The organism is Micromonospora sp. NPDC049204 (assembly GCF_040647935.1).
In the GTDB taxonomy this organism is placed as follows: domain Bacteria; phylum Actinomycetota; class Actinomycetes; order Mycobacteriales; family Micromonosporaceae; genus Micromonospora.
The window spans coordinates 38815-59129 of record NZ_JBEZDC010000003.1; the positions used below are offsets into that span (position 1 = coordinate 38815).

A 20315-nucleotide genomic window follows, 5' to 3' on the forward strand; every position below is an offset into this window, starting at 1 on the left:
GTACCTCACCCCGGCGTCGTGCTGTGCCGAGGCGAGGCGGGGACGTGTGGATCAGTCGCCGTAGAGGCCGGCGACTTCCAGCGAGCGCAGCCGGTCGTAGTCGGCGATGACCTGCTGCCGGTCCGGGGCACACAGGTACAGCGTGCCCGGGCAGGTGGCCATGTCGGTGGTGGGCGACAGGAGGGTGCCCTCCGGGATGTTGAGCACCAGGCTGTCGAAGGACGGAAGCGCCCGGACAGCCGCCCAGGCGTCGGCACCCGGCATGACGCCGTCGCGCTCGGTGATCAGGTTGACGCAGCGCAGGTAGGCGTCGAGCTGATAACCGCTGGTCCCCTGACGCGTGAACACCTCGGGGTCGGCGATTGCCAGGGCCAGGCTGTCGACCTGGTTGGTGCCTGTGCAACGAGTCAGCAGTTCCGGCATCTGCCCGCCACCGAGGCGGGCTCCGCACTCGACCAGCACCGGCCCGGACGCGGTCAGCATGACCTCGGTGTGCCCTGCGCCGGTACGGATCTCGAGCGCGTCCAGAACCGCCAGGGTGTAGTCGGCGATCTGCCGGGCGGCAGGGTCGTCCCAGGCCAGCAGGTCCTCGTAGTCGTAGATGGTCCGGCCACCCGTGGAGCGCTTGTGATAGCGCCAGACCTCCACGATCCGGTGCACGCCGGCCCGGCTGACCGAGTTGACGTAGTACTCGGTGCCGGCCAGGAACTGTTGCACCAGAACGATGCGGTTCTGCCGGCCGTACCGGTCGAGGTTGCCGGTGATCCGAGCGTACGCGTCCCTGATCTCCTCGGCGGAGTGGCAGACGTAGACGTTGTCCCCGCCCGCGCTGGACGGCGGCTTGAGGACCACCGGCCATTGCCCACGCTCATCCGCCCAGCCGAGAATCGCGTCGACCGACTCGGACCGGAAGCCGTCGGCGGCGGCCAGGCCGGCGTCCCGGATCGCCTCGTGCATGGCGAACTTGTCGCGCCGCGCCAGGGGATTCCGCATACCGTTGCCCGGTGTGCCCAGGGCGGCCGACAACTGGTCGGCCAGCAGCACCCCGGACTCGGCGCCGGCCACGACGATGCCGACGCCGTGCTCCCGCATCCGGGCGACGGTGGCGTCGAGGTCGCCCTCGTGCTTCAGGTCGACAGTGAATTCCTCCGGCCGGTAGCTGAGCCGCCAGTCGGGCGCGTCCGAGCGGATGTGGATGAATTCCATGCCGTGCCGCAGCAACGCGGCCGGCAGGTGCCGGCCCGCGCCGTACGCGTCGACGATGGCGCATTTCATGGAGGACTCCTTCATCGGCGGTCTCCGACGGTGTCGTAGGCCGACGGCATGGTCGCGGCTTCCAGTCGGCTGTCGTGGCGTGCCCGGGCCAGGGTCCCGGCGGTCGCAAGTGCCACGATGCCCACGATTCCCACGATGGTCAGCGAGGAGGGCTGCAAGCGCCCGTCCAGGAATTGCATGAAGTAGGCGAAGATCGGTGACAGCGAGACGATCAGTGCCGTGGTGATGGGCTCGGTGTGCCTGATCCCGATCTGCAGTACGTAGATCGGAAGCCCGATGCCGATGACGGCCACCACTGCGCCGGGCACGAGCGCGGCGGTCACCTCTTCCAGCGAACTCGTCGCGGTCATCGCCCACCCGATCGCGATCATCAGGAAGAACCGCACCGCCAGCACTTCCTGCGGACTGCGGCCACGATCGCTGAGCCGCTTCATGTAGGTGATGTTGGCCGCCGATCCGATCGCGCACACCACCGAGAAGAAGAGTCCCCAGGCGGCGGTGCTCTCGCCGATGTCCCCGACGGCGGTCTCACCGGTGAAGGAGCCCCACACCAGGACGCTGAGGAAGACGCAGATCCCCAACGCGACCACGACCTCCGCGGCGATGACGGACGCCCCCCGGCGCAGGATCGCCCCGGTCAGAAGGATGAACACCGGACCGAGCGCCAGGCCGACCACGTTCACGACCGCGGGCTCCAGGTTGCGGAGGGCGTAGAAGGTGGCGAGCCAGGTCACCGCGGTGGTGATGTTGATGGCGATGACGTCGTGGCGTGACTCCCGCAGCATGGTCAGGAACGCGGTGCCGTTACGCGCCATCTCCAGGACGAGGAAGAAGACCGCCGTCAGTGTGAACGAGACCGCGGTGAGGCTCTCCGGACTGACCACCTGGAGCCGGTTGCTGCCGTACACGTCCATCGCGGCGGTCAATGCGGCGAAGATCAGTAGCGGCACAATGCCGCGCCGAATCGTCGCCGATTGCCTGGTCCCCGACTGTTGCGCCATATCCTGGCCTCCCCGTAACTGGCTGTGAACCGCGCCAGACCGACCGAAGTGTACTTACCTCGGTACGTTATAAGGCGACCGAATTCCAACCATGTACTAGATCATCGACCTATGGCAGATATTCCTGACAGACGACTCCGTTGGCGGACAGGAAGTCCAACCATCTGTCGATCGAATCGGGGTCGGAGGTCGCCTGGTGCAGACCGGCGGACAGCCGGCCGGCCAGCAACTCGGCGAGCCCGCCGGCGAGGGCCACCGAGACCAGGCGAGGTGTCGCGTTCTCGGTGGCATCCCCCTGGACGTCCATGGTGTACTCACCGGTCCAGCGCGCTCCGTCGCCGGTCACCGCCTCCAGCCGTACGAACATGACCACGCGGTCGTGGTCCTCGCTGGTGGCCGGATACTGCTCGGCCAGCCGCGCGGCCAGGGCGGTGATCTCGTCGGCGGTGCCGTTCTCCAGCTGAGTGAAGACCGGCTGCCAGGCGTCGGTCCATCCGTCGAGCCGGACGGTGCCGCGAACGAAGGTGTCCACCTCCCAGAACTTCGGGAACTGATACGTGGTGATGTACGGGATGCTGTCCCGGTTGGCGTAGACCTCGAACGGTTCGCCACCGAGGGTGATCTTTTCCGCGGCGCGGTACGGCCGGTCGACGGTCCGCTCGCGGCCACCCTCCACGAAGCGGGCGGGAGTGCCGAGTGCGGTCAGGACACCCCGCGGAGCCCAGCTGAACCGGTATCGGAAGTCGTTCGGCACCGCCGGGAAGCTCCCGCAGTACGACGTGAACGACACCGTTGCCGGCGTATCGCCGAGGGCCTTCTCCGCGGCCTGGACGAGCCGGTGGGCCAGCAGGTGATCGATGCCGGGGTCGAGTCCCGCGTCGGTCAGCACCACGAGCCCGGCCCGTCGCGCATCGGCGGCCAGCTCGGCGACCTCCGCGGAGACGTAGCTGGAACTGGCGAAGTGCGCCGACTGGCGCAGGCAGAGCCGGAGCACGGCCGGGTGCTCGGCGGCCGGCAGCATGGAGACGACGAGGTCACCTGGGCGGACACCCTCGGCGAGGGCGTCCCAGCCGAGTTCCCGCGCGTCGGCCTGGCCGCCGAGCCCGAGCCGCTCGAGACAGGCCTGTGCCTTCTCGCGGGTGCGTCCCCAGACCGTGGTCCCGGTCGCGGTGGCGCAGACCAGGGCGAGCCCGCTCCCGGTCGACAGGCCGGTGCCGAGCCAGTGAACCCGTCCGGTCGGCTGGATGAGGGTGGATGTCACGACGGGCTTCCCATCAGGTCGAGTTCAGATGTCGCGGTGGTGAACCGGTCGTACGCCCGTCGCCAGACCGGCGTGTCGTCCCGCAGGGTGCGCAGGTGCGGCAGCAGGTCGGCGGAGAAGGCCACACTCGCCTCCCGCGGCAGCAACGAGGGCAGGTTGTCGATGGCGAGCAGGTCGAGCGCGGGCTCGGCACGCAGGTGGTGCACCGGCCGGGCCCAGTCGGTCGGGGTCCGGTAGATCGGCAGCAGGTTGAACTCGGACGTCACGTCGCAGGTCACATCGCTGATCACGGACAACGTGCGAGCCGGGTCGTCGAGATCCTCCGGGCGTACGAACGGAGGCGCGAGTTCGTTCGACAGCACGGTGTTGACCAGCACGTCGTGGTCGAGGATCGCTCGGCGGTCGAGATCACGGGTCTCGGCAAGGTCCCACGCCGTGGGCTCCACTCCGCCAACGGACAGCGCGTCTCGCGCGCCCCGACCGCACCGGCCCAGCGCGCCGATCACCAGTGCCCGTACCCGGCTGTTGCCGGACGCGGCAAGAGCCTCGTCCAGTTCCGGGCGGGTCATCGCGCGCAGGGGCGGAACGAGCCGGCCCCGGAAATGCAGGAGCGCCAACGCCGCGCCGACGTAACCGGCCCAGTAGCCGAACGCGGCGACCCGGCGGCCCGTGTCGTCGGTCAGGTATTCCAGGTCCAGCAGAGTGCCACCGGCCCGGAAGCGGCGCAGCAGCGCCGCCCCGTCGCGCTGACCCTTGTAGGCGTGTCCGAAGAAGATGTGTCGATGGTGCAGCGGTTCCGGCTCGTCGGCGGGGGCCTTGAGCCCCACGACGACGGTCTCGGCCGACGCCTCCGGCCAGGTGCCGGCCGTGACGATCCGGGCACCGGCCGCCGCGTACTCCCCGGTGTCGAAGATCCGGTGCGCCGACTCCTCGACGGTCAGCCGCACGCCATCGGCGATCAGCACCCGGGCGTCATCGGGAGTCAGAACGGTACGGTGCTCGTCCGGGTTGATCTCTTCGCGTAACCACAGCTCACGAACGCTCATCGCAGGCTCCCGGTCACGCGTGCAGCTGTGCTACGACCACGGACCGCCGGCGGGGACCCGACTGCGGGCGCCGGTAGTGGAAGTGTTGGATCTCGACTCGGTCGAAGCCCGCAGCGAGCGCCTGCTCGCCGAGGTAGCCGGCGGACAGCCAGTAGAAGCCCGTGACGTTCGAGGCCGCCTGCGCCCAGGAGCCGTTCCGGGTGTCGTCGTTGGACGCCACGAACGACGCCACGCCGGCAGGTCCCGGTTCGAGCCAGGTGAGGATGCGCTTCAGGATCGACTGGAGTCCGTTCTCGGGGTCGTACAGATGCCCGAGCACGCCGTCCATGTAGACGACCGACCACTTCTCTTCGGGCGTCCAGGTGTTCAGGTCCGCCTGCACCGCCTCCAGACCCTTGGCCCGGGCGAGATCGACCGCCTCCTCCAGCGCGTCCACCGCAAGCACGCGGTAGCCGGCCTTGGCCGTGTCCGCCTCCACCACGGCGTTGCCGCAGCCGAGGCTGAGCAGGCCGGTGGCCCTGTTGGTCTCCAACCGGTTCACCAGGATGTCCGTCATCCAGCCGCGGTACTCGGTGGAGTAGGTCGACGGCGTCACCGAGTCGCCACGGGCCCCGCCCTTCTCCCAGATCTCGAAGAGGTTCGGCTCTCCGTCGCCCTGCGGACGATAGAAATCCAGAAGTTCCGTCTTCTGTCGACTTTCTGTGCTCACAGTTTTCCCCCGCTATTTGCCGGTCATTCACCAAATCACGTGGCGAGACGATCGCGTTAGCCAATGGCACCCAGCGGCGCGCTGCATCGCCTTGGTGATTCAAGTGATTAGTCGGAATTCCCCCAGGTAACGAGACGACCAGAAGCACCAGGCCACTCTCGCCAATTCGGACCACGGTCCGACAGATATCGATGCAAGCACATGGACCCCTGGCTGTGCAAGCATGCCTTCCTAAGATGTGGGAACGCGGCTCGAAACCCAGGCGAAATGTCGATCACCGGCTTTGGAGAATGCGGTGCGCACCCCCACACCGGACTCGCGATGAGCTACCGTGCCGAAGGTCCGGTACGCGACATCCCCGCAAACTTGCAGCCCCTTGGCCCGCCGTATAGACATGTTGTCCCAGCACAGGAAGCACCACCTTTGGTGATCACTGGCATCGATGCCAGTGGCGACACCGCCCAACCTCGCCCGCGCCACCGCCGTCACCTGACGGGCACCCTGTGTGATGAGGGCCACACAGAGCGAGGCGAATAATGTGGGGATGATGTCGGATCATGCCTTTCGTCCAGTAGCGAGCCTGCACTTCACCCCGCCTGACCGGCGATCACCACGACCGGAGCCGCTCGGTGGTGAGCCGCGAATCATTGCCGGAGACACACGTGTCGCACATGATGGATCGGACTCACCTCGACGACGTGGTGCGCACCTACTACCACCGGGTCGACGCCGATGACATCGAGGGAATGATGCTTCTCTTCGAAGCGGACTCCATATACGACCGGCCAGGTCAAGAATCCATTGTCGGGCGATCGGCCATCGAAGCGTTCTACCGTTCTCAGCCACCCATTCGCAGCCGCCGGCACAACCTTTCATCCTTGATCGTCGAAGGGTCGGAGGTGGCAGTGCACGGCTCTGCCGACCGGATCACCCTGGGCGGACAGCACTCCACAATCGGCTTTGCCGACTTCTTCACCGTCTCCCGATCCGGCCTGTTCTCGTACCGCCGGACCTTCTTCTTCGTCCCATTCGCCTAGCGACTCCCAGGGAGAAACCAATGAGCGCAGCTGAGGGTGCGGCGCGCGCCGGCGCGGAACTTCTGGTCGAAGCGCTGGTGCGGCACGGTGTCGACACGATCTTCGGGTTCCCCGGAGACACCAGCATCCACTTCTACGACGTCATCGCGAGGCGCCCGCAGGACGTCCGGCACGTGCTCGCCCGCGACGAACGCCACGCGGCGTACATGGCCGACGGTTACGCACGTACCCTCCGCCGCCTCGGGGTCTGCGAAGCGCCGAGCGGCGCGGGCGCCGTCTATCTGGCCAGCGGTCTGGGCGAGGCATTCGCCTCCGGCATCCCGATCCTGGCGATCGCCACCGACAACCCGCATCGCAGCCGGGGCACCAGCGCCATCAGCGAGATCGACCAGATGGCTCTGTTCAGCGGCGTGACGAAGTGGCGGCGAACGGTGGACCGGACGGCCGACCTGCCCGGCGCGGTCGCGGAGGCGATCACCGCCGCGACGAGCGGCCGGCCCGGCCCGGTCGTGCTGATCATCCCGGAGAACGTTCTGGAAGAGACCGCCGACCTGCCCGTCGGCACCGGCAGCAGCACGGTTCCCGCCGCACGCCCGCTTGCCCCGACCGAGGCCGTGAACACGGTGGCCGAACAGATCGCGCAGGCCGCACGCCCCGCGATCGTCGTCGGCGGCGGCGTACACCTGTCCGGTGCCTGGCGCGCCCTCACCGACCTCGCGGAGCACGCGGCCATTCCGGTCGGCACCTCCATCCACGGCAAGGGCACTCTCCCCGAGGACCACCCGCTCGCCCTCGGCGTCGTCGGTGCCAACGGCGCCCGGGAGTACGCCAACGACTACCTGCGCAACTCCGACTTCGTCCTCTTCGTGGGAACCCGCGCGAACGCCACCGACACGGCCAGTTTCACCGCACCGCCACGCTCGGGCACCCGGATCGCGCACATCGACCTCTCCCCGGAGCGGGCCGGACGCAACTATCCCGGAAGCACGCCCCTGGTCGCGGACGCCGGGGCGGCTCTCGACCAGCTCCGCCAGGCACTACCCGCCGCCGACGAGCAGACGCGCGACGGTCGGATCCGGGCTCTCGCCGCCGCCCGGCAACTGTGGGTCACGGCGAACTCGTCACCACTGCCGGACCCCGGTGACCAGCGGCTTCAGCCGCGGGACGTGGTTCGTGCGCTGCACGCCCAATTCGGCGGGTCCACCTGGGTCGTGGCGGACGCCGGCACCCCCACGCCGTTCCTCGCCTCCTTCTGGGAGTCGTCCGGTGCCGGGTGGCGAGTCGTCATTCCGCGCGGTCACGGACCACTGGGCTTCGCCATCTCGGCCGCGATCGGCGTCGCCGTGGCGCACCCCGGCGAGCGGATCCTCTGCCTCACCACCGAGGGCAGCGTGGCGATGGGTCTCGGCGACTGGGAGACGGCCGGCCGGCTCGGGCTGCCGATCACCTACGTGGTCCTGGACAACACCTCGCTCGGCTGGATCAAGATGATCCAGCATCTCTACGCCGGCGGGCGCTACTTCGCGGTCGACCCCGGGCGGATCGACCCCGTCCTGCTCGCCAACGGCATGGGACTGCCCGCGGCACGAGCGTTCGACATGGAACAACTCAGCGTGATGATCAAGGAGGCGGCCACCGGAGGTGGTCCGTCGGTCATCCACGTCCGGGTCCCCGAGCACATGGACAATCCGCCGCCGGTGGAGGCGTGGCAGGCAGCACTCGCCGGCACCGCCACGCAGCGCCCGATCCACTGACAACCTCCGCCCGCCCGCCGGCGCGCCTGATACGGGAACGCGCCGATATCGAAAGGAAACGTCGTGGCACGCCGCCTTTTCACCTCCGAGTCGGTCACCGAAGGCCACCCGGACAAGATCGCTGACCAGATCAGCGACGGGATTCTCGACGCCCTGCTCGCCCAGGACCCGCGGAGCCGCGTCGCGGTGGAGACCCTGATCACCACGGGCCAGGTGCACGTGGCGGGCGAGGTCACCACGCAGGCCTACGCCGACATTCCCAGCATCGTTCGCGACACGATCCTGCGGATCGGTTACGACTCGTCGAAGAAGGGCTTCGACGGCGCCTCCTGCGGCGTGAGCGTCTCCATCGGCTCACAGTCGCCCGACATCGCGCAGGGTGTCGACGCCGCCATCGAGGCGCGCGAGGGTGGGGCCGGCGACTCGCTGGACAGCCAGGGCGCCGGGGACCAGGGCATGATGTTCGGGTTCGCCTGCTCGGAGACGCCCGAGCTGATGCCGGTGCCGATCGCGCTGGCACACCGCCTGGCCCGCCGGCTGTCGGCCGCCCGTAAGGACGGCACGATCCCCTACCTGCGTCCGGACGGCAAGACGCAGGTCACCGTCGAGTACGACGGTCTGCGTCCGGTGCGTCTGGACACGGTCGTGGTGTCCTCGCAGCACGCCGCCGACATCTCGTTGGAGTCACTGCTGACGCCGGACGTCCGCGACCACGTCATCGCTCCCGAGCTGGAGACGCTCGGCCTGGACTTCGAGGGTTACCGGCTGCTGGTCAACCCGACGGGCCGGTTCGAGATCGGTGGTCCGATGGGTGACGCGGGCCTGACCGGCCGCAAGATCATCGTGGACACGTACGGGGGTTACGCCCGCCACGGTGGTGGCGCGTTCTCCGGTAAGGACCCGTCGAAGGTGGATCGCTCGGCGGCGTACGCGACGCGCTGGGTCGCCAAGAACGTGGTGGCGGCCGGCCTGGCCGAGCGGTGTGAGGTGCAGGTGGCCTACGCGATCGGCAAGGCCCACCCGGTGAGCTTGTTCGTCGAGACGTTCGGAACCGAGAACGTGCCGGTCGAGCGGATCGAGAAGGCGATCAAGGAGCTGTTCGACCTGCGGCCGGCCGCGATCATCCGTGATCTGGACCTGCTGCGTCCGATCTACCAGCAGACCGCCGCGTACGGCCACTTCGGCCGTGAGCTGCCGGACCTGACGTGGGAGAGCACCGACCGTGCTGCCGATCTGAAGAGCGCGGCGACCAGCTGACATGGGGCGGCTGATGCCGTGCGTGCGGCCGCCGACCACACCGACGCCGGCTGAACGCCCTACTGTCGAAGGCACTGCGCACACCTGTTGCTCGATGGAGACGCTTTGCACGAGATCACCGAGACCCGTATCTCCTATCACCGGGGTGAGACTGCCGCGGAGGCGCGGATCGAGGCCGTCCTGCCGGCCGGCTCCGGGCGCTGGGCCGTCGTCACCGACGCGACCCCGTTCCACCCGGTCGACGCCGCCTGGCCGGACCAACCGGGTGATCACGGCAACCTGACCGTGGGCGATCAGGTCATCCCGGTCGTCGACACCCAGATCGTCACCTTCCGGCCGGCCGACGGCGCGGTGTCCATCGGACCCGAGGTGACCGCACGCCGTGGCGACACCGAGCACGTGTTCGCGGTCGCTCACCTCATCGTCAAGCAGCCGGATGAGTCCTGGGTCGGTCGGACCGCCCAACTGACGGTGGACGATCACCGGCGGCGATGGTTGAGCGCCGCCCACACCGGGTGTCACCTGGTGGCGTACGCGTTCAACGAGGCCACGGACGAACTGTGGAGCAAGGACGCGCCCCGGGACTCACGGGGAAGCCGCAACTTCGACGCCGCCGCGCTGATCGACAGCCGGCACGACCTCGGCAGCAGCGTGGACCGGTATCGCCTGGGCAAGTCGTTGCGACGCAAGGGTTTCGACCACGCCCGGATGCTCGCCGGTCTCGACACGTACCTCGCTCGCGCCAATGATCTGCTGGCCTCCTGGGTCGCCGCCGACGCCCCGGTTCATCTCACCGGATCGTCGGACAGTTTCACCGCGGAGCGGGTCTGGCGCTGTGAGATCTCGCCCGTGGCGACGATGCCGTGTGGCGGCACACATGTCAGCAGCCTCGGGCAGCTGCGTTCCATCGAGATTCGGGCCGAGTACCTGGAGTCGGAGAAGGAGATGCACCTGGTCGCGGCCTCCCAGCCGCGATGAGCGGAGGCGGTCAGACCTCCAGGAGTGTGCAGAACCAGTGCATGCCGTACCCGATACCGGCCAGTGCCACCACGTCACCCTTCCGCAGATCGCCGCGCTCGACATAGGTGTCCAGGCAGATCAGCTGGTCCGCGGCACCGCAGTGGCCGATCGACGCCCCCAGCTCGAAGTTGGTCCGATCGAGCGGCAACCCGACCGCCTCTGCCACGTCGACCATCGCCTTGTGGTTGTCGTTGAGGTAGATCAGCCGGGTCAGCCGGGCCCGGTCGGTACCGGAGCGCGCAAAGGCGTTGTCCACGACCAGGGCGACCCGTTGGTTCAGCTCGCGGGTGAACCGGGTGAAGTGGTCGGGGTCACGGCGGAACTGCCGGTAGACGGCGGCGAGCCGGTCAAATTCGAGGTTGCCGAGGCCATCGGGGGCGATCGGTGCCGCGGCTCCGCCGTACTCCACCCGGAAGAAGTCGACGCACTCGGGATCGGTGAACTGGTCGGTCGCCAGCCACCGCAACGTTGCGTGGTCCCGCCTCAACACGGCGGCGGCGGCCCCGTCGCTGGAGACACACGTGTTGGTGTTCATCCGGTTGGCGTGTCCCTCGCTGACCTGGTTGATCGCGACGAGGAGGACGGTCCGCACGTCGTCACGGACGGCGAAGGTCCCGGCGATCTGCTGGAACGCCGTCACCGTGGCGGCGCAGGCCTGGGTGAGCAGCAGCGTCGGCGTCCCGATCATCCCCAGCTCGCGGGCCACCGCCGAGGAGACGTCCCACTGCAGGTAGTCCGGGACATCGCTGGCGGCCACCACGAGCAGGTCGATCTCGCCGACCTCGATCCGCGCCCGCTCCAACGCCCGGGTGGCCGCTCGGGCGCCGAGATGCGCCGACGTGGTTCCGTCGACGACCCGATGGAACGTGCGATAACCCCACGCCATCACCCGCTCGGGATCCTTCACGTAGCTCGGTGCCACCTCAGCGACATCCTGAGGTTCCCCCAACGCGGCACCCAACGAGACGACGCCGAACTGCACAGGCGGCATGGCACTTCCTTCCTTTGCGGGCTACGCCACGATCGGGTCAGGCCTCTGCGGCCCGGCTGGGCACCGCGGCGTCACCGGGTTCCCGGGAACGCGCCGAACGCTGGGTGAGCAACGAGGTGACCACCCCGGTGACGAGGAGAACGGCTCCCAGGACCAGCCAACCGACCGGCCCGGGACCGACGACGGCCACGGTGAGCAGCCCTGGGCCGATGACCGCGAAGCCACCCGCCCCGAGGTTGTAGAGACCCAGATAGAAATTGCGTCGATCCACCGGGGACAGCCCGAAGGACACCCCCCATCCCCCGGCCGACTGCCACAGCTCCCCGAATGTCAACGCCACCGCGGCGAGGAGGAGCACAGCCGTCGTGGCCACCGGACCCAACCCGGCCGACACCGCGGCCAGGACGCAGAACACCGCGAGAGCCACACCCGCGCGGCGCTGGAGCCGACCGGCATGAGCGAGATCGTCACCACCACGGCTGAATCGGACCTGCAGCGCCACGGCGAGGACGGTGTTGATGAGCAACACGACTCCGACGACCGGCTTGGGTGCCGACGTCTGCGTCACGATCCACAGCGGCAGTGCCACACCCAGGATCGCAACGTGCAGGAACAGGATGCCGTTGAGCAGGGCCAGCGACACGAAACGCAGGTCCCGCCAGGGGAGTGCCCCCACACTGGCGCCGCGCGGCCGTACCGCGACACCCCGTGGTAGCTCTCCGCGCACCCGCAGCAGCAAAACTGCGGTGATCAAAAAAGCCACCGCATTGACCAATACAAACCCGATGTACGCCGACGCGTCGGCCAGGGTGATGAAGAGTGTGGCTGCCAGCGTAGCCAGGGAGTACGCCGTGTTGCGCACCACCGAAACCGCCGCCATCGTACCGACCGGCGTATCGTCCTCGGCGATCGAACCAGCAATTGATTGCAGTAGGGGGGTGGCCGCGTTCTCGGCCATGCCGATGAAACACGCCGCTATCAGGAATCCGCTGAAATCGTCGACCAGTGGATAGGCCAAGAAGCCGGCCGCGCGCCACAACTGGAGCGCGATGAGCATCCGGGGCGCTCCGACCCGATCAGCGAGCCGGCTGATGGGTACGACGCAGACCAGCCCGCAGAGCGCCGCGATCGACAGCCCGGCACCCACCTGCGTGCTGGTCAGCCCGATCACCTGCGTGTAGAAGAGGACCGACCCGGTGAGGAAGATCCCCCGGCCCGCCGCGTCGATGAAGACCGCCAGCAGGAAGGCCCGGGCGGCTCTGCTGTGAGACAGCCGGCGGAGCAGATGCAGATCGAGTCCGAGTAACCGGTTCAATGCCGTGGTCCGCGATCAGTCGTGCCGGGCGGATTACATCGGGCCGCCATCTCGGCGCTCCCCGGAATGCGGCCCGCAAGGCCGTCCTTGCGCAGGCCCATTCGAGCAGTCAAGTGCGAGTATCGCATCATTCGCCGAGCCTTCCCCCGATGTCCGGCACCTCGACGTTCGCGGGGATACAGTTCCAAGGCAACGACTGATTGACCCGCCGCGATCCGTGATCGGATCCTAGGTCGACCACACAGCGACCACAATGGATGTCCCATCGTGCCGCTGTGAACTAACTCTCACCGTGCGACAACCGGGACGGCCCGGTCTTGTCCGCACCCGCCCGCCCCGGTGGCTCCCGCCCACGGCTCCCACCAACCCAGGCTGGAGCCGGCTGCTACCAACGGATTCCGCGTGGTCACGGGGCAGTCAGTGTTCGAGTTCTGGAACTGGCCCATGCTCGACCCTGCTTCGCCGCCGCCGTGTCCAACCGGCTGGGCCACCGGACCGTCCGACCACGCGGAAAGCTCTAAGCCCTGCCTGGCCCGAGCGGGCAGGTCCACTCCGAGCGCAGGTGGTGGTCTTCGACGACTGCCGTCCGCTCAGCCGGGGATCAACGACTCCGCGCCAGGGTAGTAGCGCCACCAGCGTTCCCTGTTCTGTTTCCGCAGCTGCCCGCCGAACCGGGTCAGCACCAGCACCTCACCGTTGAGCACCAACGCGGCGTCCTCGACACCGGAGCGGAGCACCCTGTCCACGGCCACCACCATGTTCCGGGCACCCCGGTCCGGCGGGCCGAACTTGTCCATCCGGAAGCTCAGGTCCGTGTAGTGCTCCGGCTCCCACTCCCACGGACCGTCGTCGCCGTCGGCGTCCAGGTAGCCGTTTCGGCCGGTGAGCAGCGTGACATCGAAGCCGCGCTGCTCCGACATCTCCGCGCCGAGCGTTGCCAGGTACGGCTCGAACCTCGCCACGTCCGCTGGGTCGGGAAAGGCGCGGGCGGCGAGGTCGGGCAAACAGACCTGACCAGCGAGGGTCAGTCGGTAGTCGATGGACATGTGACTCCCTACAGCAACGGGCGATTGGCGCGACCGGCTTCCCGCCTCCTCGACGATTCGGGACCGGCTCCCTCATGGAAGTCCGGGCGTACTTCTTGCGCTTCTGGAAGTTGTCGGTCCTGACTGTCGACGTCGCTAGCCTCATCAGGGAACCTCGGCAGATCGACGACGGAGGAGGCCGTGGCGTTGCGGTTCGAGCATCGCGACACCGAGATCGACGTGAGCCTCGTCGACCGCGTGTGGCGCACCCGCTCTGACGCGGAGGAGACGATGACGTCCGCAGCACGCACCTGCTGGCATCTGATCCTCTCGCGGGCGCAGGGACGCCTACTCGCCAGCCTGCGCGGGCCGGAAACGAGGGCGACTACGGCACCGGTCCCGCCGGGCACCGAGTTCCTCGGGATCCGGTTCGCATTCGGCGCGGTTCTTCGGCCGCATCCCGCAGCCTCGATCGTCGATGGGTGGGTGCCGTTCCCAGTGACGGAATCGGGCAGGATCGTCATCGGCGGCGAGAGCTGGGAGGCGCCGACGTTCGAGAACGTCGAGCACTTCGTCCGGCGACTGCAGGACGCGGGTCTGCTGGTGCGATCGCATCTCGGGGACGAGGAGCGGACCGCCGAGCATCCCGAGGCCAGCCCGACCGAGCGAACCCTGCAGCGTCGCTACCGAGCGATCATCGGACTGTCGCAAACCGCCGTGCGGCAGATCGACCGCGCGAACGCCGCAGCCACGATGCTGCACGACGGCCTTGACTGGCGCACAGTCGTCGAGACGTTGGGGTACTTCGACCAAGCCCATCTCGCGCACGCGCTGCGTCGCTACGTCGGGTGCACCGCACGCGAGCTTCAGGCGGGCCACTTCGCCGCGATGTCGTTCCTGTACAAGACCCACCCTGGGCCCGGCAGCTAGCGTCCGTCTGCCAGCCAGCCCTGGCCGGCTGTCCGCCACCAGAACCTGAAGGAAAACCGTGCTGCTCAGCGTCAACATCTTCGTCAGTCTCGACGGCGTCATGCAGGGACCCGGAAATCCCGACGAGGACCGCTCCGGCGGCTTCGACCGCGGCGGGTGGCTCGTTCCGCACGCCTCGAAGCACACAAACGACGTCGTCGAGAGCTGGTTCCGTGAGGCCGACGCGTTCCTCTTCGGCCGCACCAGCTTCGGCCTGCTCGGCGGGTACTGGCCGAAGGTCACCGAACCGAACAACCTGATCGCCACCAAGCTCAACACGCTGCCAAAGTATGTCGTCAGCTCCACCCTGACCGACGATGAAGCCGATTGGAACCCGACGACGGTCCTACGCGGCGACCCGGTCGACGAGGTACGCCGCCTCAAGGAGCTTCCCGGCAAGGAACTCCAGGTTCACGGAAGCTGGAAACTCGTGCAGACGCTGCACCAGGCAGGACTCGTCGATGTCTACCGGCTACTCCAGCACCCGGTCGTCGTCGGCACGGGAAAGCGCCTGTTCCCGGGCGGATCGACGCCCGCGACGTTCGCAACCGTCGAAGAGAGCTCGCGCGTACTGCCCGGCGGCGTCGTCTCGCTGACCCTCAACCCCACGAGCCTCGGCGTGATCTCCGCAGGCTCGTACGGGGTCGACGAAGGGCGCTCGGCGACGTTCCTCGACTGACAACGGTGCCCGACCGGCTTCGAGGCCCTGATCTCCGGCTCAGACGGTCGGGACTGTTCCGCCATCGATCACGTACTCGGCGCCCACGATGGCCGAGGCGCGGTCCGAGACCAGGAACCCGACCAGGTCGGCGATCTCCTCGGTGTTGGCAAACCGTCCCAGGGGTACGCCTCCGAGGGAGTCGTAGATGCTCTGCTTGGCTTGTTCTCGACTGATCCCGTTGCCCTCGGCGATTCGGTCCACGAACCTCTCGTAGGCCTCCGTCTCGATCCCGCCGGGGCTGATCGCGTTGACGCGGACGCCGCGCGGGGCGAGCTCGTTGGCGAGCCCCTTGCTGTAGGTGCGCAACGCGGCCTTCGCTGCCGCGTAGGCCAGGGACGCGTCGTACTGAGGAAGTTCACGCTGGATCGAGGTGAAGTGCAGCACGACCGCCGACCCGGACTCGATCATCGCCGGGAGGAGAGCTCGATCGAGCCGCACCGCTCCGAGGAGGTTCAAGTTCAGCTCGATCATCCACTGCTCGTCGGTGATGACGGCGAACCCACCGGACGGCGTCGAGGCACCTCCGACGACGTGCACCAGGATGTCCAGTGCGCCGCCGGTCTCGGCGATCCGGTCGGCCACCGCCTTCGCGCCCTCGACCGTCGAGGTGTCGGCCTCGATGAACCGGTCGGGGTACTCGTACCCCTCGGGCATCGTCCGGGCCGTCACGTGGACGTCGGCGCCCATCTCCCGCAGTCTCTCGACGACGGCCTTGCCTGAGCCCTTCGATCCGCCCGTGACCAGCGCACGACGTCCATCGAGACGATCGCGATCTGAAGTAGGCATTCTTTCTCCTCTGAAGATGAACGCGGTGCGGGTCTTGTCAGGATCCGTGGTTGGCGATGACGAGTTCGGTGACGGCGTCCTGACGGATCGTGAACCGGTAGTCGAGCTCGGCGACGCCGCCTGGGAAGGTTCCCTCGAGCCGCAGGGTCACCACCCAGTGGCTGTCGTCGATGCGAGCAGCACCGATCTGCTCGGTCGTGTACTCGAACTCGGAGCCGGCGTCCCGCAGGAACGCGTGAATCTGCTCTCGGCCGCGGAAGGACTCGCCCTGATCGACGGCCACCGCGTCCTCGGCGAAGAACGGCGATGCCGCGTCGGCGTCGCGGACGAAGTGAGCGGCGAGGAAGCCGCGGACGATGGCTGGGAGTGGGTCGGACCGGAGGCCGTTGTGCTGTGTCATGAGCCCACCGTGCGGCCTCGCGGTGCAGGAGGGTCAAGCGCTGGACTCTCCCCCCGGGGGAGGCTTCATACTGCGGTGGTGCTGACGATCGGGGAGTTCTCGCGCCTGACCCACCTGAGCGTGCGGACCCTGCGTCGGTACCACGAGAGCGACCTACTGGAACCCGCCGTCGTGGACGAGACCTCCGGCTACCGCTACTACGCCATCGAGCAGATCCCGACCGCCCAGGTCATCAACCGGCTCCGCGAACTCGACGTCCCCCTGGGCGACGTCCAGCGGATCCTGCGGTCCCCGGACCCCGGTGTCCGCGCGACCCTGATCGCCGACCACCTCCAACGCCTGGAGGCCGAACTCGACCGCACCCGAGCCGCCGTCGCGTCGCTGCGCCGCCTGCTCCGGCCCGACCCCGCGCCGATCAAGGTGGAGCTCCGTGCCGAGCCCGCCCGCACGGTCGCGGCGGTGGCGGCCGTGGTCGACGAGGGCGAGGTCGAAGCCTGGTTCGCCGGCGCAATGGCCGAGTTGGAGGTGGCCGTTGGCGACGCGGTGACCGGTCCACCGGGTGGCACCTACGACAACTCCCTGTTCGAGCTGGGCCGCGGTCACGTGTTGGTCTACCTGCCGACGGCGGCTCCACCTCGTACCGGGCGGGTGCACGCCGCGACCCTGCCCGCCGCGGAACTGGCAGTGGCCACCCACGTCGGCGAGCACGATGGCATCGAGGTCACCTACGGCGAGCTCGGTACCTGGGTCGTGAACAACGCGATGTCGGTGGCGGGGCCGGTGCGGGAGGTCTACCTCGTCGGACCTCGGGACGCAGGCGATCCGACCGCGTGGCGCACCGAGATCGGGTGGCCGGTGTTCCGAGTGACCTGAGTGGTTCGGCGGACCGACGGCCGAGAACTTCACGAGGGTGCGACGGTCACCATCCAGGGCGCCGCTCACTCGAGCATCGGCCCGCCGGGGTGGCCGCAGGGCCTCTCAGACGCCAGGGTTATAACCGGTTGACGTGTCAGCACCCGAACAGAGCAGCCCCAGCCCTCCCGGTCGAGCTGTCCCGGGTCGACGGCCTCGCGGCGTCGTTGACCACAAACCGGCACGGTGACGCCGTCGCGGCGGTGGTCAGCACGTCCTACGAGCCCGGAAACGTCTACGCCGGCCCCACGAGCGGGCCGCTGACGAGGCTGACCCGGCCGGTCCCACAAGGACGGGCCCTTTCCACTGGTGACGCTGGTCCCACGGCGGCCCGTACGACCGGCACGCCGACCGGCTCATGCTCGGCTGGGACCCGTCCGGCCAGTGGCTGGCGACCGCCGGCTACGCCGTGTTTCTGCCGAACCCGCGCGGCGGCAAAGGGCACGGCCAAGGCCGCCGTGATGGGAGCCGGAATCAGCGACTGGGGAATGCTCGCCGCAACTGGAGAAGAGGGGCCGTTCGAGGCCGCCTTCGGCGGTAGCAGCGGCTGGGAAGGACCGGGTCCACACCGCCACGACCGGCTCAGCCCGATCTCGTACGCCTCCAAGGTCCGCACGGCGGTGCTGATCCTGCACGGCGGTAGCGGTGGTGTCCCTTTTTCAGGCAGCGCTGCGTTCGCCGGCCGGTCGGCGACGTAGGGCCGGGTCCAGGACTGGCGGGGGCACGTAGGCCTGGTCGAGGCGGGTGACGTCGGTGCCGGGCGGAACGATCTCGTCGATCCGGTCGAGGATGTCGTCGGTGAGCGCGACGCCGACGCCCCTGAGCAGGTCATCGAGGTGTTCCATGGTGCGTGCGCCGAGCAGTGTGCTGGTGACGCCCGGGTGCGCGATGGTGAAGGCCATGGCGAGGTGGGTCAGCGGCAGGCCGGCCTCGTCGGCGAGCGGGATGAGTTGTTCGACGATGTCGATGCGGCGCTCGTCGCTGAGGTGTTGGAAGTAGCGCGCGCGGCTCAGGTCGTTCTGCTGACCTTTGCGGACGCGGCCGGTGAGCATCCCCTGCCCGAGCGGGCCCCACACCAGGGTGCCGAGGCCGTAGCGCTGCGCTGCCGGCAGTACGTCGTTCTCGATGCCGCGGTTGAGGATCGAGTACGGTAGCTGCTCGGTGCGGAAGCGTGCCAGCCCGTGCCGTTGGGAAAGCCACTGGGTATCGACGATGTCGATGGCCGGCGTGTTGGACGATCCGATCGCCCGCACCTTGCCGGTGCGGATCAGGTCGGTGAGCGCGGAGAGCGTTTCCTCGATGTCCGTGTCTGGGTCCAACTTGTGCACCTGGTAGAGGTCGATGTGGTCGGTCTGTAGGCGACGCAGCGAGTTCTCGACCGCGGTCATGATCCAGCGTCGGGAGGTGCCCTGCTGGTTGGGGTCGGCGCCGGTCGGCCTGCCGAACTTGGTGGCGAGCACGACGGTGTCCCTCCGCCCTTTGAGCGCCCGGCCCACGACCTCCTCCGAGTCGCCGTAGACGTCGGAGGTGTCGATGAGGTTGATGCCGGAGTCGAGCGCCTTGTGGATCACTTGGATCGAGTCTTCCGGATCGGAGTTGCCTACCGACGTGGCGAACATCAGCGCGCCGAGCGCGTACGGGCTGACCTTGATGCCGGTCCGGCCCAGGGTGCGGTACTGCATGAGCGTCTCCTAGCGGTATGGTGAGTTAAGCGGAATCTCTTTCCGGAACTATACGGAAAGCCTTTCCGGAACGGCAAGGAGGGCTACCGTGACCAACGACACCACCGGCTCGAGAACGGGCGCGAGCGCACCGCGCCGGATTCGCACCGACGCGCGCCGCAACGTCGAGGCGCTGCTGGATGCAGCGAAGACGGTCTTCGGCACGTCGGGCGTCGACGCGCCTGCGAAGGAGATCACCGATCTGGCCGGTGTCGGCGTCGGCACCCTCTACCGGCATTTCCCGCAACGCTCCGACCTAATCAAGGCAGTGATCGAGCGCGAGATCGACGCCTGCGCCGACGCGGCGCCTGCACTGGCCGCCGAGCACCCGCCGGGCATCGCCCTCGCGAGGTGGCTCGAACGGCTCGCCGCGTTCGTCGTGACCAAACGCGGGTTCGCCGCGGCGCTGCATTCCGGCGATCCGGCGTTCGACGGCCTTTCCGGCTACCTGATGGAGAAGCTGGGACCAGCGCTGGGGTCGTTGCTCGACGCCGCGACCGCGGCCGACGAAATCCGGGCCGTGGTCAGCTCGCAGGACCTTCTCTACGCGGTCGCGAAACTGTGCGCACCCCTACCGGACGAGGAGCCGGACTACGGCCGCCGCATGGTCGCGCTCCTCGTCGATGGACTACGGTCCATCGACACCCAGCGCTGACCTAACTCGTCATAAGGCATGGCGGATCCGGAGCCGCGGCCGGACACAGTGCCCAGCCGCCCACCCGACTCCCGATGGTTGAGCCGCTTACGGACCGGCATTGCGTGCAGTGTTGTGCGTTCACTCCCGCAGGCGGTCGCAATCGCCCTCAACTCGGCATGAGCGAACGTTTCGTCGGCGGCTAACCTGCCGCCCCCCAGAACGGGTCGAGGGCGAACAGGTCGCTGCGGTCCGGTCAACCATCGCCAACCGGCCGCCTTTGACCACTCCGTCACGATCAACCAGCGTCAGTGGAGGCGCACGCGCCCATAGGCACGCGCAAAATACCCCTCCGTCGATGGACGGAGGGGTATTTCCCTGCTCAACTACTGTGCGCCCGAAGGGACTCGAACCCCTAACCTTCTGATCCGTAGTCAGATGCTCTATCCATTGAGCTACGGGCGCTCGTGCTCAGCCAGTC

General features: G+C 68.2%; 19 protein-coding genes, 1 tRNA gene and 1 pseudogene. 9 read left to right on the forward strand and 12 right to left on the reverse strand.

The window, feature by feature from the left end:
- Positions 1 to 51 precede the first annotated feature (51 nt).
- From AB0A90_RS06225 to AB0A90_RS06245, 5 genes are all read right to left on the reverse strand, one after another.
- Complete coding sequence (locus AB0A90_RS06225) at positions 52 to 1275, reverse strand: ATP-grasp domain-containing protein (protein WP_357242554.1); 1224 nt, start codon at positions 1273 to 1275, stop codon at positions 52 to 54.
- Between the two features lie 11 nt (positions 1276 to 1286).
- The gene (locus tag AB0A90_RS06230; protein ID WP_357242557.1) at positions 1287 to 2225 is read right to left on the reverse strand and encodes a DMT family transporter; all 939 of its coding nucleotides are present in this window, start codon (positions 2223 to 2225) and stop codon (positions 1287 to 1289) included.
- 160 nt (positions 2226 to 2385) lie between these two features.
- Positions 2386 to 3537: a saccharopine dehydrogenase family protein gene (locus tag AB0A90_RS06235; RefSeq protein ID WP_357242561.1), complete on the reverse strand. Its 1152-nt coding sequence runs from the start codon at positions 3535 to 3537 to the stop codon at positions 2386 to 2388.
- Entirely contained in the window at positions 3534 to 4583 is a 1050-nt protein-coding gene (locus tag AB0A90_RS06240; protein ID WP_357242564.1) for a saccharopine dehydrogenase, read from the reverse strand. Before AB0A90_RS06240 ends, AB0A90_RS06235 begins: the two co-directional genes overlap by 4 nt.
- A 13-nt stretch (positions 4584 to 4596) precedes the next feature.
- Complete coding sequence (locus tag AB0A90_RS06245) at positions 4597 to 5292, reverse strand: methyltransferase domain-containing protein (protein ID WP_357242567.1); 696 nt, start codon at positions 5290 to 5292, stop codon at positions 4597 to 4599.
- 671 nt (positions 5293 to 5963) lie between these two features.
- Between AB0A90_RS06245 and AB0A90_RS06250 the strand changes: the two genes are divergently transcribed.
- The 4 genes from AB0A90_RS06250 to AB0A90_RS06265 all read left to right on the forward strand — a co-directional run bounded on the left by AB0A90_RS06250 (position 5964) and on the right by AB0A90_RS06265 (position 10318).
- A complete protein-coding gene (locus tag AB0A90_RS06250; protein WP_357244024.1) occupies positions 5964 to 6329 on the forward strand; it encodes a nuclear transport factor 2 family protein in 366 nt (121 codons plus the stop codon).
- Positions 6330 to 6349: 20 nt separating this feature from the next.
- Positions 6350 to 8083 (forward strand): thiamine pyrophosphate-binding protein, encoded by a 1734-nt coding sequence (locus tag AB0A90_RS06255; protein WP_357242570.1) that lies wholly within the window; start codon positions 6350 to 6352, stop codon positions 8081 to 8083.
- 63 nt (positions 8084 to 8146) lie between these two features.
- Positions 8147 to 9340: a methionine adenosyltransferase gene (gene metK / locus AB0A90_RS06260; protein WP_357242573.1), complete on the forward strand. Its 1194-nt coding sequence runs from the start codon at positions 8147 to 8149 to the stop codon at positions 9338 to 9340.
- A 105-nt stretch (positions 9341 to 9445) separates the two neighbouring features.
- Positions 9446 to 10318, forward strand: coding sequence for a hypothetical protein (locus AB0A90_RS06265; RefSeq protein ID WP_357242576.1), 873 nt, complete (start codon positions 9446 to 9448; stop codon positions 10316 to 10318).
- Between the two features lie 10 nt (positions 10319 to 10328).
- Here the strand turns inward: AB0A90_RS06265 and AB0A90_RS06270 are convergent, their stop codons facing one another.
- From AB0A90_RS06270 to AB0A90_RS06280, 3 genes are all read right to left on the reverse strand, one after another.
- Positions 10329 to 11351 carry a 3-oxoacyl-[acyl-carrier-protein] synthase III C-terminal domain-containing protein gene (locus AB0A90_RS06270; protein WP_357242579.1) on the reverse strand — a complete coding sequence of 341 codons (1023 nt, stop codon included), beginning with the start codon at positions 11349 to 11351 and terminating at the stop codon, positions 10329 to 10331.
- A 37-nt stretch (positions 11352 to 11388) separates the two neighbouring features.
- On the reverse strand, positions 11389 to 12666 hold the full coding sequence (locus AB0A90_RS06275; protein ID WP_357242582.1) for an MFS transporter: 1278 nt from the start codon (positions 12664 to 12666) through the stop codon (positions 11389 to 11391).
- Between the two features lie 590 nt (positions 12667 to 13256).
- On the reverse strand, positions 13257 to 13712 hold the full coding sequence (locus AB0A90_RS06280; RefSeq protein ID WP_357242585.1) for a SitI3 family protein: 456 nt from the start codon (positions 13710 to 13712) through the stop codon (positions 13257 to 13259).
- A gap of 180 nt (positions 13713 to 13892) precedes the next feature.
- Here AB0A90_RS06280 and AB0A90_RS06285 point away from each other — a divergent pair, with 180 nt between their 5' ends.
- The gene (locus tag AB0A90_RS06285) at positions 13893 to 14621 is read left to right on the forward strand and encodes a helix-turn-helix domain-containing protein (protein WP_357242588.1); all 729 of its coding nucleotides are present in this window, start codon (positions 13893 to 13895) and stop codon (positions 14619 to 14621) included.
- A 58-nt stretch (positions 14622 to 14679) separates the two neighbouring features.
- On the forward strand, positions 14680 to 15339 hold the full coding sequence (locus AB0A90_RS06290; protein ID WP_357242591.1) for a dihydrofolate reductase family protein: 660 nt from the start codon (positions 14680 to 14682) through the stop codon (positions 15337 to 15339).
- A 39-nt stretch (positions 15340 to 15378) separates the two neighbouring features.
- Here the strand turns inward: AB0A90_RS06290 and AB0A90_RS06295 are convergent, their stop codons facing one another.
- Positions 15379 to 16167, reverse strand: coding sequence for an SDR family oxidoreductase (locus tag AB0A90_RS06295; RefSeq protein WP_357242594.1), 789 nt, complete (start codon positions 16165 to 16167; stop codon positions 15379 to 15381).
- A 37-nt stretch (positions 16168 to 16204) separates the two neighbouring features.
- The gene (locus tag AB0A90_RS06300; RefSeq protein WP_357242597.1) at positions 16205 to 16567 is read right to left on the reverse strand and encodes a nuclear transport factor 2 family protein; all 363 of its coding nucleotides are present in this window, start codon (positions 16565 to 16567) and stop codon (positions 16205 to 16207) included.
- Positions 16568 to 16645: 78 nt separating this feature from the next.
- On the opposite strand from AB0A90_RS06300, the gene AB0A90_RS06305 reads away from it, so the two are divergent.
- Both AB0A90_RS06305 and AB0A90_RS06310 read left to right on the forward strand, forming a co-directional pair.
- On the forward strand, positions 16646 to 17440 hold the full coding sequence (locus AB0A90_RS06305) for a MerR family transcriptional regulator (protein ID WP_357242600.1): 795 nt from the start codon (positions 16646 to 16648) through the stop codon (positions 17438 to 17440).
- Positions 17441 to 17673: 233 nt separating this feature from the next.
- A pseudogene (locus tag AB0A90_RS06310) lies at positions 17674 to 18117 on the forward strand (S9 family peptidase); the annotation flags it as partial.
- A gap of 21 nt (positions 18118 to 18138) precedes the next feature.
- On the opposite strand, the gene AB0A90_RS06315 reads toward AB0A90_RS06310, so the two are convergent.
- Positions 18139 to 19161, reverse strand: coding sequence for an aldo/keto reductase (locus AB0A90_RS06315; RefSeq protein WP_357242603.1), 1023 nt, complete (start codon positions 19159 to 19161; stop codon positions 18139 to 18141).
- Positions 19162 to 19249: 88 nt separating this feature from the next.
- Here AB0A90_RS06315 and AB0A90_RS06320 point away from each other — a divergent pair, with 88 nt between their 5' ends.
- A complete protein-coding gene (locus AB0A90_RS06320; protein WP_357242605.1) occupies positions 19250 to 19855 on the forward strand; it encodes a TetR/AcrR family transcriptional regulator in 606 nt (201 codons plus the stop codon).
- A gap of 371 nt (positions 19856 to 20226) precedes the next feature.
- Here AB0A90_RS06320 and AB0A90_RS06325 read toward each other — a convergent pair.
- Positions 20227 to 20299, reverse strand: a tRNA-Arg gene (locus AB0A90_RS06325).
- Positions 20300 to 20315: the final 16 nt, after the last annotated feature.

Bases quoted from the DNA above. Each gene is read 5' to 3' on its own strand.
- AB0A90_RS06225 (WP_357242554.1), bottom strand. From the start codon at position 1,275: ATGAAATGCGCCATCGTCGACGCGTACGGCGCGGGCCGGCACCTGCCG.
- AB0A90_RS06295 (WP_357242594.1), bottom strand. From the start codon at position 16,167: ATGCCTACTTCAGATCGCGATCGTCTCGATGGACGTCGTGCGCTGGTC.
- AB0A90_RS06280 (WP_357242585.1), bottom strand. From the start codon at position 13,712: ATGTCCATCGACTACCGACTGACCCTCGCTGGTCAGGTCTGTTTGCCC.
- AB0A90_RS06240 (WP_357242564.1), bottom strand. From the start codon at position 4,583: ATGAGCGTTCGTGAGCTGTGGTTACGCGAAGAGATCAACCCGGACGAG.
- AB0A90_RS06315 (WP_357242603.1), bottom strand. From the start codon at position 19,161: ATGCAGTACCGCACCCTGGGCCGGACCGGCATCAAGGTCAGCCCGTAC.
- AB0A90_RS06255 (WP_357242570.1), top strand. From the start codon at position 6,350: ATGAGCGCAGCTGAGGGTGCGGCGCGCGCCGGCGCGGAACTTCTGGTC.
- AB0A90_RS06300 (WP_357242597.1), bottom strand. From the start codon at position 16,567: ATGACACAGCACAACGGCCTCCGGTCCGACCCACTCCCAGCCATCGTC.
- AB0A90_RS06250 (WP_357244024.1), top strand. From the start codon at position 5,964: ATGATGGATCGGACTCACCTCGACGACGTGGTGCGCACCTACTACCAC.
- AB0A90_RS06270 (WP_357242579.1), bottom strand. From the start codon at position 11,351: ATGCCGCCTGTGCAGTTCGGCGTCGTCTCGTTGGGTGCCGCGTTGGGG.